Source organism: Candidatus Brevundimonas colombiensis (genome assembly GCA_029202665.1).
GTDB classification, from domain to species: Bacteria; Pseudomonadota; Alphaproteobacteria; order Caulobacterales; family Caulobacteraceae; genus Brevundimonas; species Brevundimonas colombiensis.
Map to the genome: position 1 here is coordinate 1,003,848 of CP119326.1, position 24,008 is coordinate 1,027,855.

At 67.2% G+C, this 24,008-nt stretch carries 18 protein-coding genes; 15 read left to right on the forward strand and 3 right to left on the reverse strand.

Going from position 1 to position 24,008, the window contains the following annotated elements; genetic code table 11:
- The first annotated feature begins 105 nt into the window (after positions 1-105).
- The 7 genes from P0Y50_04715 to P0Y50_04745 all read left to right on the forward strand — a co-directional run bounded on the left by P0Y50_04715 (position 106) and on the right by P0Y50_04745 (position 11,061).
- A complete protein-coding gene (locus tag P0Y50_04715) occupies positions 106-2,094 on the forward strand; it encodes a potassium transporter Kup (protein WEK40915.1) in 1,989 nt (662 codons plus the stop codon).
- A 35-nt stretch (positions 2,095-2,129) separates the two neighbouring features.
- Entirely contained in the window at positions 2,130-3,461 is a 1,332-nt protein-coding gene (locus P0Y50_04720) for an RsmB/NOP family class I SAM-dependent RNA methyltransferase (GenBank protein ID WEK40916.1), read from the forward strand.
- A 47-nt stretch (positions 3,462-3,508) separates the two neighbouring features.
- Positions 3,509-4,174 (forward strand): ribulose-phosphate 3-epimerase, encoded by a 666-nt coding sequence (gene rpe / locus P0Y50_04725; GenBank protein WEK40917.1) that lies wholly within the window; start codon positions 3,509-3,511, stop codon positions 4,172-4,174.
- Positions 4,171-5,991 carry a heparinase II/III family protein gene (locus P0Y50_04730; protein WEK40918.1) on the forward strand — a complete coding sequence of 607 codons (1,821 nt, stop codon included), beginning with the start codon at positions 4,171-4,173 and terminating at the stop codon, positions 5,989-5,991. Before rpe ends, P0Y50_04730 begins: the two co-directional genes overlap by 4 nt.
- An 80-nt stretch (positions 5,992-6,071) precedes the next feature.
- Positions 6,072-7,676 carry a bifunctional phosphoribosylaminoimidazolecarboxamide formyltransferase/IMP cyclohydrolase gene (gene purH, locus P0Y50_04735; GenBank protein ID WEK40919.1) on the forward strand — a complete coding sequence of 535 codons (1,605 nt, stop codon included), beginning with the start codon at positions 6,072-6,074 and terminating at the stop codon, positions 7,674-7,676.
- A 146-nt stretch (positions 7,677-7,822) separates the two neighbouring features.
- Positions 7,823-8,722, forward strand: coding sequence for a dienelactone hydrolase family protein (locus P0Y50_04740; protein ID WEK40920.1), 900 nt, complete (start codon positions 7,823-7,825; stop codon positions 8,720-8,722).
- Between the two features lie 254 nt (positions 8,723-8,976).
- Positions 8,977-11,061 carry a S8 family serine peptidase gene (locus P0Y50_04745; protein ID WEK40921.1) on the forward strand — a complete coding sequence of 695 codons (2,085 nt, stop codon included), beginning with the start codon at positions 8,977-8,979 and terminating at the stop codon, positions 11,059-11,061.
- Positions 11,062-11,085: 24 nt separating this feature from the next.
- Here the strand turns inward: P0Y50_04745 and grpE are convergent, their stop codons facing one another.
- Both grpE and hrcA read right to left on the reverse strand, forming a co-directional pair.
- Positions 11,086-11,733 carry a nucleotide exchange factor GrpE gene (gene grpE, locus P0Y50_04750; protein ID WEK40922.1) on the reverse strand — a complete coding sequence of 216 codons (648 nt, stop codon included), beginning with the start codon at positions 11,731-11,733 and terminating at the stop codon, positions 11,086-11,088.
- A complete protein-coding gene (hrcA, locus tag P0Y50_04755; protein ID WEK41525.1) occupies positions 11,730-12,824 on the reverse strand; it encodes a heat-inducible transcriptional repressor HrcA in 1,095 nt (364 codons plus the stop codon). Before hrcA ends, grpE begins: the two co-directional genes overlap by 4 nt.
- Positions 12,825-12,907: 83 nt before the next feature.
- Between hrcA and rph the strand changes: the two genes are divergently transcribed.
- From rph to P0Y50_04775, 4 genes are all read left to right on the forward strand, one after another.
- Positions 12,908-13,633, forward strand: coding sequence for a ribonuclease PH (gene rph / locus P0Y50_04760; protein WEK40923.1), 726 nt, complete (start codon positions 12,908-12,910; stop codon positions 13,631-13,633).
- A gap of 28 nt (positions 13,634-13,661) precedes the next feature.
- Complete coding sequence (locus tag P0Y50_04765; protein WEK40924.1) at positions 13,662-14,183, forward strand: hypothetical protein; 522 nt, start codon at positions 13,662-13,664, stop codon at positions 14,181-14,183.
- Between the two features lie 81 nt (positions 14,184-14,264).
- Positions 14,265-17,345, forward strand: coding sequence for a DUF3857 domain-containing protein (locus P0Y50_04770; protein ID WEK40925.1), 3,081 nt, complete (start codon positions 14,265-14,267; stop codon positions 17,343-17,345).
- Between the two features lie 432 nt (positions 17,346-17,777).
- Complete coding sequence (locus P0Y50_04775; protein ID WEK40926.1) at positions 17,778-17,987, forward strand: transposase; 210 nt, start codon at positions 17,778-17,780, stop codon at positions 17,985-17,987.
- A gap of 601 nt (positions 17,988-18,588) precedes the next feature.
- Here P0Y50_04775 and P0Y50_04780 read toward each other — a convergent pair.
- On the reverse strand, positions 18,589-20,451 hold the full coding sequence (locus P0Y50_04780; protein ID WEK40927.1) for a glycosyltransferase: 1,863 nt from the start codon (positions 20,449-20,451) through the stop codon (positions 18,589-18,591).
- A 136-nt stretch (positions 20,452-20,587) separates the two neighbouring features.
- Here P0Y50_04780 and rfbC point away from each other — a divergent pair, with 136 nt between their 5' ends.
- Genes rfbC through rfbA form a run of 4 tightly spaced genes read left to right on the forward strand, consistent with a single transcriptional unit; the run spans position 20,588 to position 24,000 of the window.
- Positions 20,588-21,169 carry a dTDP-4-dehydrorhamnose 3,5-epimerase gene (rfbC, locus tag P0Y50_04785; protein WEK40928.1) on the forward strand — a complete coding sequence of 194 codons (582 nt, stop codon included), beginning with the start codon at positions 20,588-20,590 and terminating at the stop codon, positions 21,167-21,169.
- 11 nt (positions 21,170-21,180) lie between these two features.
- Entirely contained in the window at positions 21,181-22,239 is a 1,059-nt protein-coding gene (rfbB, locus tag P0Y50_04790; protein ID WEK40929.1) for a dTDP-glucose 4,6-dehydratase, read from the forward strand.
- Positions 22,232-23,134 carry a dTDP-4-dehydrorhamnose reductase gene (rfbD, locus tag P0Y50_04795; protein ID WEK40930.1) on the forward strand — a complete coding sequence of 301 codons (903 nt, stop codon included), beginning with the start codon at positions 22,232-22,234 and terminating at the stop codon, positions 23,132-23,134. Before rfbB ends, rfbD begins: the two co-directional genes overlap by 8 nt.
- Positions 23,131-24,000, forward strand: coding sequence for a glucose-1-phosphate thymidylyltransferase RfbA (gene rfbA / locus P0Y50_04800; GenBank protein ID WEK40931.1), 870 nt, complete (start codon positions 23,131-23,133; stop codon positions 23,998-24,000). Before rfbD ends, rfbA begins: the two co-directional genes overlap by 4 nt.
- Positions 24,001-24,008 lie beyond the last annotated feature (8 nt).

Below are 24,008 nucleotides of genomic sequence, written 5' to 3' on the forward strand. Positions count from 1 at the left end.
GCGAAACCGAATCCTGCCGGGCGCGATTGAAGACGGCGCGGAATGGGCCTAAAGCCTCGCCGCTTTGAAGGGACCGACTGGGCGTCGGCGCCCCGGAGGATACCAATGGCCGGGGATACTCCCCACGACGCGAGCGCTCCCTCGCCCGCGTCGCACACGCCGGCAACGTCCACCCACGCCACGGGCCCGGAATCCCCTGTTCCGGGCGGTCACGCTCAGGGCGGGACGGCCAGGCACGGCGGCCTGTGGGCGCTGACCCTGGGCGCCATTGGCGTGGTGTTCGGCGACATCGGCACCAGCCCGCTCTATGCGCTGCGCGAGGCCATCGGCCATGCCCAGCGCGGCGTCGGCGGCGACCTGGCCATCGTGGGCGTCGTGTCCCTGGCCTTTTGGGCGCTGATGGTCGTGGTGACGTTCAAATACGTCTTCTTCCTGATGCGCGCCGACAACAAGGGCGAGGGCGGCACTCTGTCGCTGATGGCCCTGGCCCAGTTCGCGGTCGGACGGCGCAGCGCGTGGATCTTCATTCTCGGCGTCTGCGGCGCGGCGCTTTTCTATGGCGACGGCATCATCACGCCCGCCATCTCGGTCCTGTCGGCAGTCGAGGGTCTGCAGGACGCGCCCGGCCTGTCGGGCAGGCTGGACCCCTTCATCGTGCCGATTTCGGCGGGCATCCTGATCGTCCTGTTCATGGCTCAGTCGCGCGGCACGGCCCGCCTGGCCAAGTATTTCGGGCCGATCATGGCCATATGGTTCCTGAGCCTCGGCGCGCTGGGGGTCATGCACATCGGCGACGATCCGTCGATCCTGCGCGCCCTGTCGCCCTATTACGGCGTCAGCCTGCTGCTGCATGACGGATTTCTGGGCTTCATCATCCTGGGCAGCGTCTTCCTGGCGGTGACGGGCGCCGAGGCGCTGTATGCCGACATGGGGCATTTCGGAAAGGCGCCGATCCGCGCGGGCTGGCTGTATTTCGCCCTGCCGTGCCTGACCCTGAACTATCTGGGGCAGGGCGCCTTCATCCTGGACAACCCCAGCGCGGCCAGCAATCCGTTCTGGAACATGGTGCCGGGCTTCGCCTACTGGCCCATGCTGATCCTGGCGACGGTGGCGACCGTGGTGGCCTCTCAGGCGGTGATCACCGGCGCCTTCTCGGTGACGCAGCAGGCGGTGCAGCTGGGTCTTCTGCCGCGCATCGACATCCGCAATACCTCCGAGACCCAGGCCGGTCAGATCTATGTCCCGGCGGTCAACAGCTTCCTGATGATCGGGGTTCTGACCCTGCTTGTGGTGTTCCAGAGCTCGCACAATCTGACGGCGGCCTATGGCGTGGCGGTGACGGGGACCATGCTGGTCAATACGCTGATGGCCTATTCGGTGATCCGCAAGGGCTGGAAATGGCCGATGTGGGCGGTGGCCGGCACGCTTATCCCGTTCGCCTTCATCGACAGCGTCTTCCTGACGTCCAACCTGCTCAAGATTCCTGACGGGGCGTGGATGCCGCTGGTGCTCGGCGCCCTGCTGATCGTGGTGATGTGGACCTGGGTGCGCGGCACCCAGATTCTGACGACCAAGACACGCAAGGACAGTCTGCCGCTGAACGACCTGATCGAGATGCTGCACGCCCGCCCGCCGCACCGCGCGCCAGGCACGGCCATCTTCCTGACCTCGGACCCGGACGTGGCGCCGGTCGCCCTGATGCACAACCTCAAGCACAACAAGGTGCTGCACGAAAAGAACATCATCCTGACCGTGCGCACCTCGGAACGGCCGCGTGTCAAGGACGCCGACCGGGTGAAGATGGAGCCCATCAATGACGACTTCAAAAGGCTGACCGTCACCTATGGTTTCATGGAGACGCCGAACGTGCCGCGCGCCCTGGGTCTGTGCCGCAAACAGGGACTGAAGTTCGACATCATGTCGACCAGCTTCTTCCTGGGTCGGCGTTCACTGATCCCGTCGGCGCGTCAGGGCATGCCCCTGTGGCAGGATAGGCTGTTCATCTTCCTGATGCGCAATGCGGCCAATCCGACCGACTTCTTCCACATTCCGCCCGGCCGCGTGGTCGAGTTGGGCGCACAGGTCGCCGTATGAAGCCAGGTCAGAGCTCCGAGGCGCGAGGACGCCGGATGGCGACCAAGGGCAGGCCGCGCCCGACCTCGACCGAAGCCCCGCCCGTTCAGGACGACATCGGCGTCGAGGCCCGCGTGGTCGCCGGCATCCTGCTGAACGCCGCGCTGGAGAAGCGCAACGGCCTGGACGAGGCCCTGTCCCAGCCGCCCGCCCGCGCCCTGGCGCCGGTGGACCGCGCCTTCGCCCGCGCCGTGGCCATGGCCGCCTTGCGCCGTCTGGGCGAGATCGACCAGATCCTGGATCGCCGCCTGCAGAAGTCGCCGCCTGAGGCGGTGCGCACCCTGTTGCGCATCGCCCTGGCCCAGACCCTGGTGCTGGAGACCCCCGCCTTCGCCGCCGTCTCGACGGCGGTGAAACTGGCCGAACGCGACCCGAAGACCCGACCCTACAAGAATCTGGTCAATGCGGTGCTGCGCGGCGTGGGCCGCGACGGCCCCGGCCTGACGACCGCCGAGAGCAATCTGCCCGACTGGATCGCCGCGCGCTGGAAAGCGGCCTATGGCGAGGCGGCTCTGGTCGGACTGGCGCTGGCGGCCCGCGAGGAGCCGGCGACCGACCTCAGCCTCAAGCCGGGCGTCGATCCGGCCGCCGTGGCCGCCGCCGTGGACGGCGAAACCCTGTCGGGTGGAACCGTCCGCACCGGCCGTCGCGGCGATGTGGCGACCTGGCCTGGCTTTGACGACGGCGACTGGTGGGTTCAGGACGCCGCCGCCGCGGCGCCCGCGCGTCTGCTGGATGTGAAGGCGGGTGAAACCGCGCTCGACATGTGTGCGGCGCCCGGCGGCAAGACCCTGCAACTGGCCGCCGCCGGCGCCTCGGTCGTGGCGCTGGACCGTTCGGCTCCGCGTCTGAAGCGCCTGACGCAGAATCTGGAACGCACCGGCCTGACCGCCGAGGTCGTCGCCGTCCCCGCCGAGGAATGGGATGACGCCCGCACCTTCGACGCGGTCCTCTTGGACGCGCCCTGCACCGCCACCGGCACCTTCCGCCGCAACCCGGAAGTCCTGCGCGCCACCCGGCCCGCCGAGGTCGCCAAACTGGCCGACGTCCAGCACCGCCTGCTCGACGCCGCCGCCGAACGGGTCAAGCCGGGCGGCCGCATGGTCTATTGCACCTGCTCGCTGGAGCGTGAGGAGGGCGAGACCCAGATCATCGCCTTCCTGCGCCGCAACCCGGCCTTCCGCACCGCCCCTGCAGACCCCGCCGCCATCGGCGCGCCGCCCGAAGCCCTGACCTCCGAAGGCTGGCTTCGCATCCTGCCCTCCATGTGGGCCGAGAAAGGCGGCCTGGACGGCTTCTTCGCCGCCAGGCTGGAAAGGGTTTCCTGAGCGGCCGCGCCTTGCTCCCGCCCGCAACCCGTCCTATCCCGAGGGCCATGGCCGTTACCCCTCTGATCTGTCCGTCGATCCTCGCCAGCGACTTCTCGCGGCTGGGTGAAGAAGTCCGTGCGCTGGAGGCGGCAGGCGCCGACTGGGTGCATGTGGATGTGATGGACGGGCATTTCGTGCCCAACATCACCCTGGGGCCGGACATCGTGAAGGCGATCCGGCCGCACACGACCCTGCCGTTCGACGTGCATCTGATGGTCGCGCCGGTCGATCCGTGGCTGGAGGCGTTCCGCGACGCCGGGGCCGATATCCTGACGGTCCACCCCGAAAGCGGCCCGCACCTGCACCGCACGCTCGGCCGCATTCGTCAGCTGGGCGCCAAGGCCGGGGTCGTGTTCAATCCCGCGACGCCCTTGTCGATCCTGGAAGAGGTGGTCGATCTGGTCGATCTGGTGCTGATCATGTCGGTCAATCCGGGCTTCGGCGGACAGAAGTTCATCGACAGTTCGCTGAAGAAGATCGCGGGCGCGCGGGTCATTCTGGACCGGGCCGGGTCGACGGCGCATCTGCAGGTGGACGGCGGCGTGACCTCGGCCAACGCCGGGGCCTGCGTGGCCGCCGGAGCCGACGCCCTGGTCGCCGGCTCCTTCGTGTTCAAGGGCGACTATGCGGCCAATATCGCCGCCCTGAAGGCCGCGCCGGAACACGCATGAGCCCGCTTGGTCCCTTCGCCCCGCGCGGCCAGGACGCCGGTCTGGACGTGGCCTCGGGCCAGATCCCCGGCCTGCCCGGCGCGCCGGTCAGAACGCCCGTGCGCGCGGGCGACACGACCGCCGGGCCGGGCCTGTGGCCCGCCATCGCCGGACGTCTGGCGACGCGCCAGCTGTGGATCGAGCTTTACGGCCTGCCGGGCTATGGGCTGACGCTGAAGGGGCGCAAGGTCAGCGCCTTCGCCGCCACGCCCCGCGACTTCCGCCCCCATGATCCCGCGCCGGGTCGCAATGTGCTGGCGGGGCGTTTCATGCTGGCCGGCGCCGCGATGGAGGTGGAGCCGTCGGGCGATCCGTGGAACCGGCCCAGTCCGTCCCGGCCGTTCGCGGTCGAACTGCACGCCTTCGCCTGGCTGCCGGCGCTGATGGCCCAGGGGGATCGCGGCGCGCGCGAGGGCCTGCGTCTGACCCTGGCCTGGGCCAACGCCTTCGCGCGCTGGTCCCCCTTCGCCTGGGGGCCGGAGATTCTGGCGCGCCGGGTCGTCAATCTGGCCTGCGCGGCGCGACGGATGGGCGCGGTTGCGACCGAAACGGAACGCCTGATCCTGGCCGACAGTCTGGCGCGCCAGACGCGGCAACTGCTGCGTCCGCCCGGCGGACTGGCCAGCCGGGCCGAACGGCTGACGGCGGCGGCCATCGGCGGCTGCGTCCTGGCTGGACCGGCGGGGCAGGGTTTGCGTCGTCGCGCCCTGGGTTCATTGGACGGCGCGCTGAAGACCACGGTCCAGGAGGACGGCGGCCATGCCTCGCGCAGTCCCGAGGCTGGGCTGGAGCTGTTGCTGGATCTGCTGACGCTGGACGACGCCCTGTCGCAGCTGTCCGAGCCGACGCCCGAAGGCGTTTCAACCGCTATCGCCCGCCTGACCAGAGGCTTGCGTGTCCTGACCCTGCCCGACGGTCGGCTGGCCAGTTTCCAGGGCGGGGGCGCCTCAAGCGCCGAACGGGTCGGCGCCGCCCGCGCCCATGACGAGGAGGCCGAGACGCCTTCGCCGGACGGCAAGGTCGCCGGCCTGACCCGCATCGCCAGCCCGCTGCTGACCCTGATGGCCGACACGGCCGCGCCGGCCGCCGGGGCGTGGGGCGCGGCCGCCTGCGCCCAGCCGCTGGCGCTGGAGATCGCCTGCGGCAAGGACCGTCTGGTCACCGGCTCGGGCTGGACGCCGGCCGCCACGGACCGGCAAGCCCTGCGCCTGACGCCGGCCCATTCGACCCTGACCCTCGGCGAGCGGTCGCTGAACGAACCGCTCAGCGGATGGAAGAGCGATCTGCTTGGCGCGCGCCTGGTCGGACCGCCGATCCACGTCACGGCCGACCGCCGGGAAGGCGACGGCGCCGTCTGGCTGGAGATGGAGCATGACGGCTGGACCGAACTGTTCGGCCTGAATCATCAGCGCAGGCTCTATCTGGACCAGCGGCTGGATGAGCTGCGCGCCGAGGAGCGAGTGTTCCCGACGCCGGGCCGCAAGGAGATGGTGCGCCAGATCGCGGCCCCCTACGCCATCCGCTTCCATCTGGAGCCAGGGGTGCAGGCTTCTCTGGCGCGGGACCGCCGCTCGATCCTGCTGCGCGGCGCGTCCGGCCGCGGCTGGTGGTTCAGGACCGACGGCCCCGATGTCGCCATCGAACCCAGCGTCCACATCGACGCCGGCCTGACCCGGCGTTCGTTGCAGATCGTGGTGCGCGGTTCGGCCCGCACCGACAGCGAAACCAAAATCCGCTGGAAGCTGAGCCCGGCGGGCGCCAGCGGCGACCCAGGCTGAAACCGTCCGTGGGGTGACGCCGCGCCGGTTTGGGGCTAGAGGGCGCGCCATCCTCCTCCAGCCTTCACGGACGCCGCCTCATGCCCGCCGCTCCCGACTTTCCGCCCGCCCCTGACCGGGTCAAGCCGCAACGCGCACTGATCTCTCTGTCCGACAAGGCCGGGCTGGAGGATGCGGCGCGCACCCTGCATGATCTGGGCGTCGAACTGGTCTCGACCGGCGGGACGCGCGCGGCGATTGAGAAGCTGGGCCTGCCGGTCAAGGATGTGGCGGACCTGACGGGCTTTCCCGAGATGATGGACGGGCGGGTCAAGACCCTGCACCCCGTGGTCCACGGCGGTCTGCTGGGCGTTCGCGACGCCGCCGACCACGCCAAGGCCATGACCGACCACGACATCGGCGGCATCGATATCGTCTGGATCGACCTCTATCCGTTCGAATCCACCGTCGCAGCCGGCGGATCGTTCGAGGCGGCGGTCGAGAACATCGACATCGGCGGCCCGGCCATGATCCGTTCGGGATCGAAGAACCATGGCTATGTCGCCGTCGCCGTGGACGGCGAGTCGATCGGCTTGATCCTGGAGGCGCTGAAGGCGGACGGCTCGACCGATCTGGCGCTGAGGAAGCGTCTGGCCGCCCGCGCCTTTGGCCGCACCGCCGCCTATGACGCCGCCGTCTCGGGCTGGTTCGCCGGTCAGGTTGAAGATGCGGCCCCGGCGCGCAAGTCCATCGCCGGATCGCTGGCCCAGACGCTGCGCTATGGCGAGAACCCGCACCAGACGGGCGCCTTCTACCGCACGGGCGAGCGTCGTCCGGGCGTGGCCTACGCCCAACAGGTGCAGGGCAAGGAACTGGGCTACAACAACATCGCCGACGCCGACGCCGCCTATGAGCTGGTCGCAGAGTTCGAGCAGCCCGCCGTGGTCATCGTCAAACACGCCAACCCCTGCGGCGTGGCGGTCGGCAAAGACCTGTCGGAAGCCTACGCCCGCGCGCTGGAATGCGATGCGGTCTCGGCCTTCGGCGGGGTGATCGCGGTCAACCGCCCGCTGAACGGCGAAGACGCCCGCGCCATCACCGGCATCTTCACCGAGGTCGTCATCGCACCGGGCGCGGACGAGGAGGCCAAGGAAGTCTTCGCGGCCAAGAAGAACCTGCGCCTGTTGATCACCGACGGCCTGCCTGATCCGCATGGTCCGGGTGAGGTGTTCCGTTCGGTCGCCGGGGGCTTCCTGGTCCAATCCCGTGATCGGTCGTTGATCAAGCCGTCGGACCTGAAGATCGTGACGAAGCGCCAGCCGACGCCGACCGAGATCCAGGACATGCTGTTCGCCTTCACCGTGGCCAAACACGTCAAGTCCAACTCCATCGTCTATGCCAAGGACGGTCAGACGGCGGGCATCGGCGCCGGTCAGATGAACCGCCGCGACAGCGCCCGCATCGCCGCCATCCGCGCCAAGGAGGCGGGAGAAGCCAAGGGCCTGGCCCGTTCGTTGGCGGAAGGTTCGGCCTGCGCTTCGGAAGCCTTCTTCCCATTCGCCGACGGCTTGTTGGAAGCTGTCGCTGCGGGCGCTACGGCGGTGATCCAGCCGGGCGGCTCCATGCGCGACGCCGAGGTCATCGCCGCCGCCGACGAGAAGGGCATCGCCATGGCCTTCACCGGCGTACGGGTCTTCCGGCACTGACGCCGGGCAAGATGGGCGCTACCGCTCGACGCGCGGCGTCTCGCTGCTTGAGCGCCCATCTTGCCGATCCGCGCGCCTTAACGTGACTGGACGCTTGGCCATGGTCGTGATGCTCTGACGGCTTTCCCGTGTTGGAGCGTCCGCCCATGACTGTGCTGAACCGTCCCGAAGGCCAGACCCCCGAAGATCTGAAGCTGAGCCGACGAAGCCTGGGCGCGCTGGGTGGATTACTGTTCTCCGGCTACGCCGTGGCCGCCCTGGCCAAGGAGGCCAAGCCGATCACGACCGAGGCGGCGGGCCTGACTGCCGAGACCGTCACCTATGCCGCACCCGACGGGTTCGACCTGCCCGCCTATGTCGCGCGCCCGCAAGGGGCGGGGCCCTTCCCTGTGGTCATCGTGGTGTCCGAGATTTTCGGCGTTCACGAATACATCCGCGACATCTGCCGCCGGCTGGCCAAACAGGGCTATGCCGCTATTGCGCCCGCCTTCTTCAACCGGGTGGAGGACCCGGCGCCCCTGTCGGACATGCAGCGGATCATGCAGATCGTCGGGGCGGCCGGCTACGAGCAGGTGATGGGCGACCTGTCTGCGACGCTGGAATGGGTCAGCCAGCAGGGCTGGGCCAGGGACGGCAAGGTCGGGATCACCGGCTTCTGCTGGGGCGGCAAGGTGGTTTGGCAGGCGGCGGCCCGGTTCAGCGTCATCGGCGCGGGCGTGGCCTGGTACGGTCGATTGGCGCCGGCCCCCGAGGCGACCCCGGCCCAGGTCTCGGCCGGCCAACCTTGGCCGGTCGATCTGGCCGACGACCTCAAGGCGCCGGTTCTGGGTCTGTACGGCGGTCAGGACCAGGGCATCCCAATGGACAGCGTCGAACGGATGCGTCAGGCTCTGGCGCGCGCCGGCCAGACCGGCAGCCGGATCGTGGTCTATCCCAATGCGCCGCACGGTTTTCATGCCGACTATCGCTCAAGCTACGTCGAGGCGGACGCCCGCGACGGCTGGTCCAAACTGCTGGAGACCTTCGACAAAACTTTAAAGAATTAGGACGTTACTGGACGACGGCTGCGGAGGGCGGCCTGGAGCGGGAGGGTCGGGCGATGATCGGATTGCGGCGCCGGGCGGCGCTTGTTCTGGGTTTGGGTCTGATGGTCCTGCCGCTGACCGCGTGCGGCGGGGGCGGTGGCGGCGGTGGAACCGGCGGCGGCACGATCACGCCGCCTCCTCCACCACCTCCTCCTCCACCACCTCCTCCTCCACCACCACCTCCTCCCCCGCCGCCGCCGCCGCCGCCGCCGTCCATGTCGTCGAGCGAATATCTCCGCAACTACGGCCTGGCCGACATCAAGGTTCAGTCGGCCTGGCAGACGGGCGCGACGGGGGCGGGGGTCACGGTCGCGGTGGTCGATTCCGGCATCGCCAACACCATGCCGGAGTTGGAGGGGAGGATTTCCAGCGCCTCGACCGATGTCGTCGTGGGTCGCAACACCCCCTATGTCGGATCCAGCAGCCACGGCACGCGGGTTTCGGGCGTCATCGCCTCCAACTTCAATGGCTTCGGCACGATCGGCGTGGCCTATCAGTCGACCATCCTGTCCATCCGCGCCGACATTTCCGACTGCAAGGACAAGGACGACAAGGTCTGTTTCGCCAGTTCGGACCTGGTGCGGGCCCTCGACTACGCCGTGACCAACGGGGTGAAGATCATCAATATGTCGTTGGGCGGAGACGGGCGGCTGGGTTCGGCCTTCGAGGCCGCCCTGCTGCGCGCCGTCAGTTCGGGCGCGGTGATCGTGGCGTCGTCCGGCAATGATGGAGAGGCCAATCCGGGCTGGCCCGCACGCTATGCCGTCGATCCGCGCTTCGCCGGCGGCGTCATCGCCGTGGGGTCGCATGGCGCAACCGACATCATGTCCAGCTTCTCCAACAAGGCCGGCGACACCGCCTCGGCCTATATCTCCGCGCCGGGCGAGGAGGTCGTCACCGGCTGTGAGGACACGTCATGCTGGCGCGTGAGCGGCACCTCCTTTTCGGCCCCGCATGTGTCCGGCGCCCTGGCCCTGCTGATGCAGGCCTTCCCCAATCTGAGCGCGCGACAGGCCCTGGCCATTCTGGTCGATACGGCGCGCGACGCCGGCGATCCGGGGACCGACATCGTCTATGGGCGCGGTCTGCTGGACCTGGCCAACGCCTTCCGGCCGACGGGAACGACCTCGACGCCCATGGCGGATGGAGGCGCGATCAAGACGTCCATCGAGCCGGGCGGCTTCATCGGCGGCGCCTTCGGGGACGCCTTCGGCCGTCAGAGCGCGCTGAACACGGTGCTGTACGACGCCTATGATCGGATGTTCGCCGTCCAGCTGGGCGGGGCCTATCCCACGGCGCCCAGCCGCTCCTATCAGCCTGCGCCGTTCGAACAGAACCAGACGGCGACCACCAGCCTGTCCCTGCCCGGCGGCGGGCGACTGAACCTGGTGGCGGCCCAGCCGGGCCCGGCGCCCGAGCCGATCGCGCCGCGTCACGATCTCTATAATGCGCCCTGGATGGGCGACGAGCCGCGCCAGGAGGCCATGCTGAACCTGGAGAGCGGGCGGCTGAGCTTCTCCGCCTGGCAGGGCCGGGGCGGGGCGGTCTCGCCCTTCGGCGGCTCGGCCGGCGACGGCTTTTCCGCCCTAGCCCAGGCCGACCACGCCGTGCGCGGCGCGATGCGGTTCGGGGCCGTGACGGTCTCGGCCGAAAGCGGGGGCGGGGATCGGCGGATGCCTTTGCGCCGGGTCGAGCAGGACGCCTCCACCTACAACCGGGCCTCCATCGGTTGGCGCGGCGCGGACGGCGGCCTGTCGTTCAGCGTCGGCGCCCTGGACGAACGGCTGGGGCCCTTGGGCGCCTTCCTGCCCGGCGGATCGGACTTCGCCCTGCCGTCGCGGACGGCCTTCTATGCGCTAGGCGGCGACTGGACCCTGACGCCCGGCCTGCGCCTGATCGGAGAGGCGGGGCTGGGATCGACCCGGATCGAGGGACGGTTCCTGTCGATGGACCGTGCGGCGATCAGTTCGAACTGGCGACTGGGGCTGCTGAGCGGATGTTCGATCCTGTGCGACCGGATCAGCTTCACCCTGGCCCAGCCGCTGCGGATCGAGAGTGGCGGTTTCTCGGCCTATCTGGCCGATGTGCCGACCGATTATTTCGACCCGCTGACCTATTCGCGGCGCAGCTTCTCGGCGGCGCCCAGCGGTCGTCAGATCGACTTCATCCTGGGCGGCGAACGCGATGTGTGGGACGGATCCAGCGTGACGCTTCAGGCCGTGGCCACCCGCGAGCCGCGCCATGTCGCCGACGCCGCGCCGGAGTTCGCCCTGATCGGAGGATGGCGGCGCCGGTTCTGACAGCGCCGCCCGTCGATCCTTGGGTCAGGCCTTGCCGTCGAAGGCCTGGCCGTCCGAGGCGGGGGCCGATCCATAGGGATTAGGGGCCTGGGCGCCCGAACCCTTGGCGGCGACGATCACCATGGCGGGGCGCACGGTGCGGCCGAACAGTTCGAAGCCGGACTGCATGGTCTGGATCACCGTGCCGCCGGGCACGGTGTCGGACGGCTGTTCCATCATGGCCTGATGCAGGTGGGGATTGAAGGTCTCGCCCGCTTCCGGCGCCACGCGCTTCAGGCCATTGGTCTCGAACGCCTGCAGCAAGGCCTTCTGGGTCAGCTCCAGTCCCGTGACCAGACCGGCGGCCGGGCCGTCCGCGTCCTTGGGCGCGGCCATCAGGGCGCGTTCCAGATTGTCGGCGACGCCCAGCAGATCCTTGGCGAAGCGCTGGATGGCGAAGGCGCGGGCGTCGTTCTGCTGCGTCTCGGCGCGGCGCTTCAGGTTCTCCATGTCAGCGGCGACGCGCAGGGCGCGGTCCTTCCACTCGTCGCGCTCGGCGATCACCGCGTCCAGCGGGGCCAGGTCACCGCCCCCATCCTTTGCAGGATGAGCGTCCAGACCGTGTTCGGCATTGGTGTCCGTCGCCTCGGCGTCCAGGGCGTTGATGTCGTCGTTCAGGGGTTTGTCGCTCACGTCTCGTTCCCGTCCAGCATCCGGCCCAGCACCCGGGCGGTATAGTCCACCAACGGAATGACACGGGCGTAGTTCAGTCGTGCGGGGCCGATGACGCCGATGGCGCCCAGGACCCGCTGTCGACCGCTCATATAGGGCGCCGCGATCACGGCGGAACCCGAAAGTGAAAACAAGCGCGTTTCAGCCCCGATGAAGATGCGCACGCCCTGCGCCGCATCCACCCCGTCCAGAAGGCCGATCAGCTGTTCCTTCTGCTCCAGATCGTCGAACAGGACCCGCACCCGCTCCAGATCGGCCAGCCCCTCGCGGTCCTGCAGCAGATTGGCGCGGCCGCGCACGATCAGGGCGCGCTCACGATCCGGGCCGCCCGACCAGGCCGCCAGGCCGTCCTCGACCAGTCTAGCGGCGGTCTGGTCCAGCTCGCGGCGGGCGGCCTGAAGCTCTTGAGTCATCTCGCGCTTGGCGTCGGCGAAGGGTCGGCCGCGCAGACGGGCGTTCAGGAAATTGGACGCCTCCTGCAGCGTCGATGGCGTGACGCCGGCTGACAGGGCCATGATCCGATTCTCGACCGTACCGTCGTCGGCGACGATGACCGCCAGGGCCTGGTCCGGGCCCAGGGCCACGAACTCGACGTGCTTGACCCCCGCATCGCGCACAGGGCTGGACACCACGCCTGCGCCGCCCGCCAGACCGGACAGGAGGTTGGACGCCTCGTCCAGAGCGGAGTCGAAGTTGCGTCCGCGTCCGGCCAGACGCCCGTCGATCTCGCGCCGCTCCTCGGCGGTCAGGTCGCCGACCTCCAGCAGGCCATCGACGAACAGGCGCAGGCCCGCATGGGTCGGAATCCGCCCGGCCGAGGTGTGGGGCGCGGCCAGCAGGCCCGCCAGCGTCAGATCCTGCATGGTGTTGCGGATCGAGGCCGGCGACAGGGCCACCCCGCCCAGCGACAGGGTGCGCGAGCCGACCGGCTCGCCGGTCTCCAGATAGCTCTCGACGATGCGGCGGAAGATGTCGCGGGCGCGCGCATCCAGCCCGGCCAGCCCGGCAAGGGACTGGCCCGCGTCGAACGGCGGGCTTTTCGGGGCATACAGGCTCACGGTTTCAGGATAAGCAGCGCCGCTGCCGCTTCCAAGGCCCTCTACACTTCGGGTCCGGCCGCCAAGGGATCATGCTCATGCGCCATTCGCAACGCACCGACGACCAGATGCGTCTCGTGACCATCGAGACGGGGGTCAACCGCTACGCCGAGGGCTCGTGCCTGATCGGCTTCGGGCACACCAAGGTCTTGGTGACGGCCTCGGTCGAGGAGAGCATTCCCGGCTGGATGCGCGGCAAGGGCCAGGGCTGGGTCACGGCCGAATACGGCATGCTGCCGCGCGCGACCCATACCCGCGGCCGGCGCGAAGCCGCCGTCGGCAAACAGACGGGCCGCACCCAGGAGATACAGCGGCTGATCGGCCGGTCCCTGCGCGCCGTGGTGAACCTGAAGGCGCTGGGCGAACGTCAGGTGGTGCTGGACTGCGACGTCATCCAGGCCGACGGCGGCACCCGCACCGCCGCCATCACCGGCGCCTGGGTCGCCATGGCCTCGGCCCTGAACTATCTGCGCGACGAAGGAGTGCTGAAGGCCGACCCCATCCTGGATCAGGTGGCCGCCGTCTCGTGCGGCGTGTGCGACGGCGTTCCGGTCCTGGACCTCGACTATGAAGAGGATTCCCAGGCCGAGGCGGATTCCAACTTCGTCCTGACCGGGGCGGGCCAGATCGTCGAGATCCAGGCGACGGGCGAGAAGCGGGGCTTCACCCGGGCCGAGTTCGACCGGCTGTTCGCCCTGGCCGAGGTCGGTTGCGGCGAGTTGTTCGCCCTGCAGAAGGCGGCCCTGGCGGTGGTGAAGCGATAAGGGGTTTCGTCCGCGCCTCGGGCCGGGCATGGTCGCCACCTCGATCCTGAACGGAGGCCAGCCCGTGCGTCGCATCTCCTCTGCCCCGACCCTGTGGCTTCCTTTGGCCGCTTGCATCCTGTTGGCGGCAGGCTGTCAAAGGTCCGGCCCGGCCGATCCGGGCGCCTCGGGCCCCGGTGCCGCGCCGTCCGACGCGATCGACGCCGTACCCCTGCCGCCCGAGGAGACGCCGGCACCGGCGCCCCCGTCCGTGACGCCCGCGCCCGAAAAGGCCAAGCCCGCCGAAACGCCGGCCGAAGAGCCGCAGGCCACCCTTCCGGAAGGCCCGGACATGGCGCCGGTTCGCGTGCCGGCCAGCGAGGTCGCCTGCCGTGACGCCATCGGCGCCAGCGCCGCCGCCCGCCTGGTCGAACGCTGCGTCCAGGTCAGCCCTGCCACCCATCCGCCCTGCAACGCCGCCAATCCGTGCGATCTGATCCAGGGCGAGATCGACCGATCCTGCAAACTGGGGGCCCGCGACGGAAACCCGCCCGCCGCCTGCAAAGCCTGAAGCCTTGACCGCGTCTCTATGCTTTCTCGTCGGCGATCTGCTAGGCAGATAACAGCGGAATCCGTCGGGGGAGGGATAGCCTTGAAAAGAGGGTTGGTGCTGGTCGTCTGGGCCTTGCTGGTCGGCACATCGGCGATCGCCGGCGAAACGATTCAGCGCGGCCCCGCGCCGGAATGGCTTCCTGAGGTCGCGCCGCACCGCTCCAACCGGCCCGACAGTCCGACGCAGCCCCTTCGGTACGAAGTCGTCGAAAGCCATGCGAGGGCCTTTGGGGACCATACGGAAACCTATGTCCATATGCGGCTCAAGGTGCTGTCGCCCCTGGGGCTGCAACAGGCGTCGCGGCTGAGCCTGGAGTGGAATCCGGCCTTCCAAACGCCCACTGTCCATCATGCCCACATTGTCCGCGCGGGCGAAACCGCCGATATTCTGGAGAAGACCGACTTCACCATCCTTCGCCGGGAGGCGGGTCTGGAGAAGTCGCAGCAGATCACAGGAATTCTGACCGGCGTCCTGATCAACCCGGACATCCGCGTGGGCGATACGATCGACTTCGCCTATTCGCTGCGCACCCAGTTTGACGTCTTCGGCAATCCCCTGGAAGCGATCGGCTATTCGCGCTCTACATTGCCGGTCGACCTTGGCGTGACGACTCTGAGCTGGCCGTCCTCCATGGAGGTGCAAACCCGCGTCGGACGCCATGTCGAGCTTCCGCCGATCCTCCAGAAGGGCGATTTCAAGGTTCTGACCTATCGCATGACCGATACGGACGGAGACGCGTACCCGATAAACATCGCACCTCGATCTCTTCCGGACTACGGCTGGCAGGTCAGCAGCATACCGCAATGGGGCGCCATCGCCGACCATGTGCGCCCGGCCTTCGATCAGGCTGAGCGCCTGCCGGATGCGCCAGATCTCGCCGCAAGCCTGGAACGTATCAAGTCCGAGAACCCCACTCCCGAAGCGCGCGCCCTGGCGGCCCTGAGGCTGGTTCAGGACGAGGTGCGCTATATGGCCTTGACGCTTGGCGAAGGGGGCTGGCTGCCGACCTCGGCCCAGGATGTCTGGGCCAGTCGTCAGGGCGACTGCAAGGGCAAGACCGTTCTTTTGGTCGCGCTGCTTCGGGCGCTCGACATCGACGCGGTTCCAGTGCTGGTCTCGTCCAACAATCTGCCGCTCGACCAATATCTGCCAATGGTCAGCGTGTTCGACCATGTGGTCGTCAGGGCGCGGATCGGTCAGCAGAGCTATCTGATGGACGGGTCCCGGATCGGGGATCGAAGCCTGACGCCGGACGCGCCGTTGGTTCACGAATATATCCTGCCCATCACCGAGCGCGCGCGTCTGGAGCGCGTTCCGCTCAGCCTTCCCTCGCGTCCCATGGGCGCCATGACGGTCGAGGTCGACCTGTCGGAGGGCGTTTACAGCCCCGCACGCGTCACGATCACCGATATCGATCGGGGTGACAGCGCCGCCGAAATGCAGGCCGTCGCGGCGCAGGCGCCGACGACCGAACTGACGCGGCTCTACGATGAGCGGTGGAAGACGCTGCTGAAGAGCAGCGGCGAGGTCTCCGACGTAAGAAGCCAATGGGAATACCGCGACGATACGCATGAATTCGTCGCCAGCGCGACGGCGCGCATGGTCTTCGACTGGAGCGGCGGGCCGATCAACATCCCCTTGGCCCACGTCACGTGGCAGGGGTTCGACCTGAACGCCGATGAGCGATTCAAGGACGCGGATTACGCGAAAGACTTCCCCGGCTTCAGCTCCTTCCGCACCGTCGTCATCCTCCCCGAAGGCCGGGACGACATCGACTTCTCGGTTGAGCCCTACGAGGTCGAGGCGGGCGCCACCCGCTATTTCCGCACCGTTCAGCGGAACGGAAACCGGCTGGAGACTGATCGGGGGTCCATCACCCTTCGACCCTATGCGACGGCGACAGAGGTTAGGGCCGAACAGTCGAACATGGACCGGTTCAAGGACCTGAAGGCGACCATGAGGGTGAGGCCGGGCTATGTGATGACGGCCACGGACCGTCAAACCCTGGCGACCCCGCCCGAAGGCGATCCGGAGGCCGCGCTTCGTCGCGGTTACGCGCTCAATGATCAGGGCGACCATCTGGGGGCCATCGCCCAGTTTGACGCTGCGATCGCTGGCTTTCCGACGCCCAACGCCAATGCGCTCGCCAACCGCGCCCTAGCCTATCTGGCCCTGAACACGTTTGAAAAGGCGCGCGCCGATATCGCCGCAGCGGAGGCCGTCAATCCCAATGAGGTGATCCTTCTTCACGCCAAAGGCCGGTTGGCGGAAATCGGGAACGACGATCTAGAGGCTGTGCTGGCGTTCACGGGGGCGCTGCGATCCTGGCCGGAGGATATTCACGCTCTTTATCGTCGGGCTGCCGCCTATGAGCGCATGGGTCAGTCGGCCCGTGCGCTTGCCGACCTGGAACGGGTCGCTGCGCTTCAGCCGCAAGACCAAACAGCCCAGATGGCGCTGGCGGTGCAGCTCATGCGCATGGGGCGGACGCAAGCGGCCTATGACCAGGCGAAGGTCTTGGCGCAATCGCTCGGACATGCCGAAGCGCAGGTGGGGATATTCATCGCCATGACGCAGTCTCTAGCCTCAGGCTTGAAGGCGTCGGATCCGGCCAAGGCGGAGACTGTGCTCACTAACGCCCTGTCGGTCGAGACCGACTTCCCCGCTCTGCTGATCGATCGGGCGGGTGTCCGCGACAGGCTCGGCGACACGCGCGGCGCTGGCGAGGACAGGGCGCGCTTTACGGCGCTGACCACCATCGATCTCGACGACGTTGCACAAGCCTGCGTGTCGGACCGGCTTCTCCGGATCAGTCGGGACGTCGCTTTGGACATGTGCGACAAGGCGATCCAGCAGAAGAGCGACGATGTCGAGCTCCACATGCGGCGCGGGTTTTTGCTTCGGTTCCTCAATCGCAAGACCGAAGCCGTTACGGCCTATCGCAGGGCGACGGACCTCGATCCGTCCAATCAGAAGGCGAAATACGGTCTCGGCCGGATACTTAGGGAGACCGGACAGACCGACGAAGGCGAGGCGCTCATGGCTGCGGCCTTGGCCGCCGACGCAACGGCGGGCGAGACTGCCGACGAGGGTATGATCGCTGTCCGTGTCGCCGGCTGAAGCGAAAACGGCGCGCTGGAGGGGCTGGGGTCTGTACCAATGGGTTGATTGACCGGCTGTGATTCAAGCCTCTGAGGAAGCTTGGACATGGCGGATCACTTCTGGCTCTCGGACGTACAGTGGGTGGTTGTCGAGACGCACATCCCCAAGATCCACGCGGGCAAGCGCCGAGTCGATGATCGACGAGTGATCTCTGGCATTGTGCATAAGGTATGCGAGAGCTGTCGCTGGCATCCTTTTCCGGATGTCTATGGTCTTCACATAACAATGTTCAATCGTTAAAGCCGTTACTGACGACCCTGAACGAAGATGCCGATCCGCCCGTCCTGGCGATGATTTACTCAATCTGGGTCAAGGCGCACCGTTCGGAGTCGGTGCGGAGGAGGGTGCTCGTTCCGAGACATAGGCCGTTCGTGCGGCGGTCGGCCCCGCGTGCTCCAGTTCTCGCCCGGTCAAGCGTCCGACATCGTCGCGGCCCCTGAACTGATCCTCGGCGCCCGACCCAGCCAGAGCCTGTTGGCCGACTGCGCTTACGACGGCGACGCCCTGCGGCGCCTGCTCAGCGAGCGCGGCACGACCCCGGTGATCTCCAACAAGGTCAACCGCGTGAACCGCCGCCTACAGGTTCCTCAACGCCGTTGAACGCGCCTTCTGCCGCCCCGGGGACTTCCGCGTCGTCGCCACCCGATATGACAAAACCGCCAGAAACCACCTCGCCGGACTATGGCTCGTCGCCGCAATCACCCTCTGGACCAAATGAGTCCAGACCCTAATCGACCCTCATCGCATCCAGATTACGAAGGCTGCAACGTGGGGAAGGCGAGTGGATGCCGCGCGAGGTGACGAAAGCGTGTGACGAAGCATCTGAATACTTAAGCTTGTTGAAGCATCGCCCGCTCCTGTTATGCAAGCGCTGGATCAGCGGCTCGTGGGGAACGAGCTCTTGCGTGATCGGGTCAAGGGGACAACAGCCCTAACGTCGATTTCGGCCAGATAGGCAGGTAGACTGTCGGCGTCATGGGTCTCCTTGGCGACTACGGCCGGACACTAGCCGTCCGTGGTACTGTCGCGACCTGAATGTCTGACTCTACCACAGTGCGTTGACGAGGCGAACGAGCCGCCCCAACCTGTCGCAGGCTAGAAGCCCTTGGTTGTCACTCCGCGTCGGGCAATTCCCGACAGGAGATTTCAGCATGCTTGCCGTCACCATACCCTGCGCAAATAGCCAAGTCGTCACTGAGATCTAACCTCCGCGCGGTCTGACACGCCATAGATCCGTACTGCGCGCGATCCAGGCCTCGACGTCTTCTCGATCAGGTTGCCGAAGACCATGAAACAGCTGGGTCTCGTGATTGACCCAATGCGGATTGCGTGCCGGGTCCCGCACAGCTTCTTCGCCCCAGATCCGGAACATGGCGTCCAATTCTCTTTGCGCCCGCTGCCTCCGCATCCGGTCGTCATCGTGGCCCCGACTGTGGGATTCCAGATGGATCAACGCTAGATCGGCGGCGTAGATGACCGACCAGCCGGATTCCCGAACGCGCAGACAGAAGTCGATATCGTTGCAGCCGACGGCGAACTCCACGGTGTTTAAACCGCCGACCTGTTCGAACACCTCGCGTCGCACCCCCATGAAGGCGCCGGTCACCGCTGCCGCCGGCCGGTTCCTGCGCCATCGTTCAAGCGGGCCACCGTCGCCGCACGAGGCGCCCAGGCCCTCGTGCACCGGCCTGCCGTTCAGAGCGCCAAGCGCCATCCCTGCGTGTTGCACGCGCCCGCTCGGATAAACCAGACGTGCGCCGACCACGCCGACGCCGGGCTGGAGCAGGATTTGGCGAAGGCGATCGTCCCAGCCTTCAGTAAGCATCCGCACGTCATTGTTGGCGAATAGAAGAATCTCCGCCCCAGCCCCGGCCGCTGCGAGATTGTTCAGCCGGGACCAGTTGAAGGGCTCATCAACGGTCAGTATTCGGATCCGTCCTTCGCGGCGGAGATGTTCGAGCAGGGCAAGGGTCTCTTGATCCCGACTGCCGTTGTCGACCACCACTATCTCGAGCCGGTCGCGGCGGGCGGCCAGGCTTTCAAGGCTGTCGATCATGACCGACAGGACAGCGCCTTCGTCCCGCGTGGGAACGATGGCCAGGATGCCGACATCCTGCGCTTCGGGGAGGTCGGGGACGAGGATTTCCGGCGTCGCCCGTTCCATGACGCGCCTGGCGGCCAGAAGCAGGGGTACATGGGCCACCGAGCCGACGCCGAAGGCCGCCATCAAGGCCGAGCGGGGCTTGGCCGCTTCAGTCGGTCCGGGGCGGGCGCGAGCGTCGAACAGGATGGCGGCCGGAACGCGGGGCGTGGAGCCCAGATCGAAGGGATGGGGGGCGGCGTGGAAGGCGGGGTCGAACCAGACTCTACCCCCCTCAACCGTCCTGTCCTCATCGACGACGAGGTCGTCATCGCCATAGGCCGCCACGGCGCCGGTGACCGCGAGGGCGTGAGACAGCCAACCCAGTGCCTCGCGGTCGAGGGTCGTCCCGGCCTGGATCATCAATACGAGAGTCGCGTCCCAGAGCGGCGGTTCCGCCTCGTCGGACCACACGATCACCCTTTCGGCCCGGACTGCCGATTGCCGTAGACTGGCGAGCGTGATCTCGGTCGTATCGGAAGCGCAGGCGCTTGCGTCCACGATGACTAGGATGTCATCGATCAGACGTTCGCAAGCGGGCGGGGCGAGGATCCGGAGCTCTCGCCGGAATCGGTTGTAGTCCGTGGCGGGGATGGAGGCGGCCCGGGCGGCACGAAGGTCGGCGGCGATGTCGGAAAGCGCCGTCTTGTCGGGGCGCGCCGCCCGCGCTTGGACTAGCTCTGCGTCGACTTCGTCGAAACGGCCGGCCGAATAGAGGGTCCGGATCAACCGGATTTGCACGCCGAGGTCGCGCGGATGCCGCCGCAGATATTTCCTGTAGCTCGCGACCGCCGCGTTCCAGTCGGATTGACGACGCTGCCCATCCGCCAAGGCGACGCCCGAAGCCGAACGCCGCCGCTCACGAAGCGCCGCCGCCATTTCGGCCCAGGCCTCACGAAATTTCTGACGCCAGTTCCGTCCCACGCCGGTCTCCCGGAGCCACGGGCCCCGTCATAAGGTCGCCCCTGCATATACTGGGGGTAGCGAGAGCGGCAAGGCGAGGCTACGACTTTGACAGGAATGGTTGTCAAGCCAGCCGCATCTACTAAAACGACACTCCATGCGCGACAGTTCGACCACTCCCGTCCTTCTTCGGCCGCGCCGCTTCGGGGATGATCGCGGCTGGTTCATGGAAACCTATTCCGAAGCCGCCGCCGCCGGCGCCGGGATCAAAGACCGCTTCGTGCAGGACAACCAGTCGTTCTCGGCCTTCGAAGGCACGATTCGGGGCATTCACTTCCAGAAGGGCCCGCACGCCCAAGCCAAGCTGGTGCGCTGCGTGCGCGGCGCGATCCTAGACTACGCCATTGATCTGAGGCGCGGATCCCCAACCTACGGACATCATGTCGCAGCCAGGCTGACGGCAGAGGGCGGCGAACAGCTCTATGTGCCAGTCGGCTATGGTCACGCCTTCGTCACCCTCGAACCGAACGTCGAGGTGGCCTACAAGGTGACCGATGTCTATGCGCCGGATTGCGACGGCGGGATCCTATGGTCCTGCTCGACGATCGGCATCGACTGGCCCCTGCCCGCCGCCGGACCCATCCTCTCCGACAAGGACAAGATTCTGCCGACCCTAGCCGAATTCGACAGCCCGTTCGACTACGACGGCCGTCCGCTCGAACCCTTGACCGCGCTCTAAGGAAGATCGACATGCGAATTCTGGTCACCGGCGGCGCCGGCTTCATCGGCTCGGCCCTCGTTCGCCGAATGATCGAGCACACGGATCACGAGGTCTTCGTGTTCGACAAGCTGACCTATGCAGGTGTGATGAGCTCCTTGGAGCCGGTCGTTTCCAACAGTCGTTACAGCTTCGTTCAGGCCGACATCTGCGACGCCGCAGCGGTGTCCAAGGCGTTGAACGACTTCAGGCCGGACGTGGTTGCCCACCTGGCGGCGGAAAGCCATGTGGATCGCTCGATCGACGGTCCGGGCGCCTTCGTTCAGACCAATCTGGTCGGCACCTTCGTCATGCTGAACCAGACCCTGGGCTACTGGCGCTGCCTGCCCGAGGCTCGGAAGGCCGCCTTCCGTTTCCACCACATCTCGACCGACGAGGTGTTCGGATCGCTGGGAGAGGACGGCTTCTTCACCGAGACCACCCCCTATGATCCGCGCTCGCCCTATTCAGCGTCCAAAGCGGGGTCCGACCATCTGGTCCGCGCCTGGGGCCACACCTACGGCCTTCCTGTCCTGGTGACCAACTGCTCGAACAACTATGGCCCCTATCATTTCCCTGAAAAGCTGATCCCCTTGATCATCATCCGCGCTCTGAACGGCGAACCTCTGCCGGTCTATGGCGACGGGTCCAACGTGCGCGACTGGCTGTTCGTGGATGACCACGCCCGTGCCCTGCAGGCAGTGTTTGAAAAGGGAGCGCCGGGCGAGACCTACAACGTCGGCGGCGACTCCGAGCGCAGGAACATCGAGGTGGTCCAGGCCATCTGCGCTATCCTCGATCGCCTGCGCCCGCGTGCGGACGGCAAGGCCTACGCCGATCAGATCACACATGTCGCCGACCGGCCCGGCCACGACCACCGCTACGCCATCGACGCGTCGAAGATTCGCACCGACTTGGGCTGGACGCCGTCGGTGACCTTCGAACAAGGTATCGCGCAGACGGTAGCCTGGTATCTGGAGAACCAGAGCTGGTGGCAAGACATCCTTGACGCCCGCTACGCCACCCAAAGGCTGGGCGTCGCCAATGGCTGATCCGGTTCACATCCTGGTCACCGGCGGGACCGGACAGATCGGGCTGGAGCTGCTGGCCGCTGACTGGCCCGTCGGAGTTATGCTGCACGCTCCGACCCGGAACGAATTGGATCTTAGCGACATCGCCTCGGTGCGCGCCGTTTTCGCCGCCACGCCCTTTGCCGCCGTGATCAACTCGGGCGCCTATACCGCCGTCGACAAGGCCGAGACTGAGGTCGTCGCCGCCTTCGCCGCCAACGCTATGGGCCCGGCCATTCTAGCCGCAGTCACTGGGGCGGGTGGTGTTCCCCTGATCCAAGTCTCGACCGACTATGTCTTCGACGGCTCCAAGAACGGCGCCTATGTCGAAGATGATCCCGTCGGACCGCTCGGCGTCTACGGCGCCTCCAAACTGGCGGGCGAGTTGGCGGTACGGTCGGGCAATTCGCGCTCCGTCGTGCTGCGCACGGCCTGGGTGCTCAGCGCTCACCGCGCCAATTTCCTGAAGACCATGCTGAGGCTCGCGCCCGACCGCCCGGACCTGCGGGTCGTCGGCGACCAGACGGGCTGCCCGACCTCGGCGCGCGACATCGCGTCCACGCTGAAGACCATCGCTCTTCGAATGATCGCCGATCCCGAGGCGCCGACCGGTGTTTACCAGTTCGTCAACGCCGGCGCGACGACCTGGGCCGGCCTGGCCGCCGAAGTCTTCGCCCTCAGCCGCGCACGTGGCGGTCCTTTCGCTACGGTCGAGGCTATTATCACCGCCGACTATCCGACCCCGGCCCGACGTCCGGCCAACTCCCGTCTGTCGACGGCGAAGCTGACGGCGGACTACGGCGTTCAGCCCCGGCCCTGGCAGGCGGCCGTGGCCGAAATCATCACTGAACTGACCCCGGGAGGGTCCTCGTCATGAAGGGCATCATTCTCGCCGGCGGCTCCGGAACCCGGCTGCACCCGATGACCCTGGTCACATCCAAGCAACTGATGCCAGTCTACGACAAGCCGATGATCTATTATCCGCTGTCGACTCTGATGCTGGCTGGCATCCGCGAGGTGCTGATCATCTCCACCCCGCGCGACGTGCCCAGCTTTCAGGCTCTGCTCGGCGACGGCTCTCAATGGGGTATGGAAATCCAGTACGCCGTCCAGCCTAGCCCAGACGGCCTAGCCCAGGCCTATATCATCGGCGCGGACTTCGTCGGCGACAGCCCGTCGGCCCTGATCCTGGGCGACAACATCTTCTACGGCCACGGCATAACCGAGCTGTTCACCTCGGCCATGGGCCGCCCGAACGGCGCGACAGTGTTCGCTTATCACGTCATCGATCCGGAACGATACGGCGTGGTCGAGTTCGACAGATCGATGCGAGCCCTATCGATCGAGGAGAAGCCCGCCGAATCCAGGTCGAACTGGGCGGTCACCGGGCTGTACTTCTACGACAGCGATGTGGTCGAGATCGCTCGCGATCTCAAGCCTTCCGCGCGCGGCGAACTGGAGATCACCGACGTCAATCGAATCTATCTAGAGCGAGGGAAACTATCGGTTGAAATTATGGGCCGGGGCTACGCCTGGCTCGACACCGGTACGCCGGACAGCCTACTAGAGGCAGCCGAGTTCGTGCGTGTCCTTGAAAAACGTCAGGGCTTCAAGATCGCCTGCCCGGAAGAGGTCGCCTTCGAAAAGGGATTTATCGACGCAGCCGCACTGGAAGAACTGGCCGTCAGGCTAGGCAAGAGCGCTTACGGCCAATATCTCCGGAACATTGTCCTCCAGAGATGATCGAGCTT

Excerpts from the sequence above, each read along its gene's own strand:
- rfbC (WEK40928.1), top strand. The coding sequence starts at position 20,588 with ATGCGCGACAGTTCGACCACTCCCGTCCTTCTTCGGCCGCGCCGCTTC.
- rfbD (WEK40930.1), top strand. The coding sequence starts at position 22,232 with ATGGCTGATCCGGTTCACATCCTGGTCACCGGCGGGACCGGACAGATC.
- rfbA (WEK40931.1), top strand. The coding sequence starts at position 23,131 with ATGAAGGGCATCATTCTCGCCGGCGGCTCCGGAACCCGGCTGCACCCG.
- P0Y50_04730 (WEK40918.1), top strand. The coding sequence starts at position 4,171 with ATGAGCCCGCTTGGTCCCTTCGCCCCGCGCGGCCAGGACGCCGGTCTG.
- P0Y50_04740 (WEK40920.1), top strand. The coding sequence starts at position 7,823 with ATGACTGTGCTGAACCGTCCCGAAGGCCAGACCCCCGAAGATCTGAAG.
- P0Y50_04765 (WEK40924.1), top strand. The coding sequence starts at position 13,662 with ATGGTCGCCACCTCGATCCTGAACGGAGGCCAGCCCGTGCGTCGCATC.
- purH (WEK40919.1), top strand. The coding sequence starts at position 6,072 with ATGCCCGCCGCTCCCGACTTTCCGCCCGCCCCTGACCGGGTCAAGCCG.
- P0Y50_04720 (WEK40916.1), top strand. The coding sequence starts at position 2,130 with ATGGCGACCAAGGGCAGGCCGCGCCCGACCTCGACCGAAGCCCCGCCC.
- rph (WEK40923.1), top strand. The coding sequence starts at position 12,908 with ATGCGCCATTCGCAACGCACCGACGACCAGATGCGTCTCGTGACCATC.
- rfbB (WEK40929.1), top strand. The coding sequence starts at position 21,181 with ATGCGAATTCTGGTCACCGGCGGCGCCGGCTTCATCGGCTCGGCCCTC.
- rpe (WEK40917.1), top strand. The coding sequence starts at position 3,509 with ATGGCCGTTACCCCTCTGATCTGTCCGTCGATCCTCGCCAGCGACTTC.
- P0Y50_04745 (WEK40921.1), top strand. The coding sequence starts at position 8,977 with ATGTCGTCGAGCGAATATCTCCGCAACTACGGCCTGGCCGACATCAAG.
- P0Y50_04715 (WEK40915.1), top strand. The coding sequence starts at position 106 with ATGGCCGGGGATACTCCCCACGACGCGAGCGCTCCCTCGCCCGCGTCG.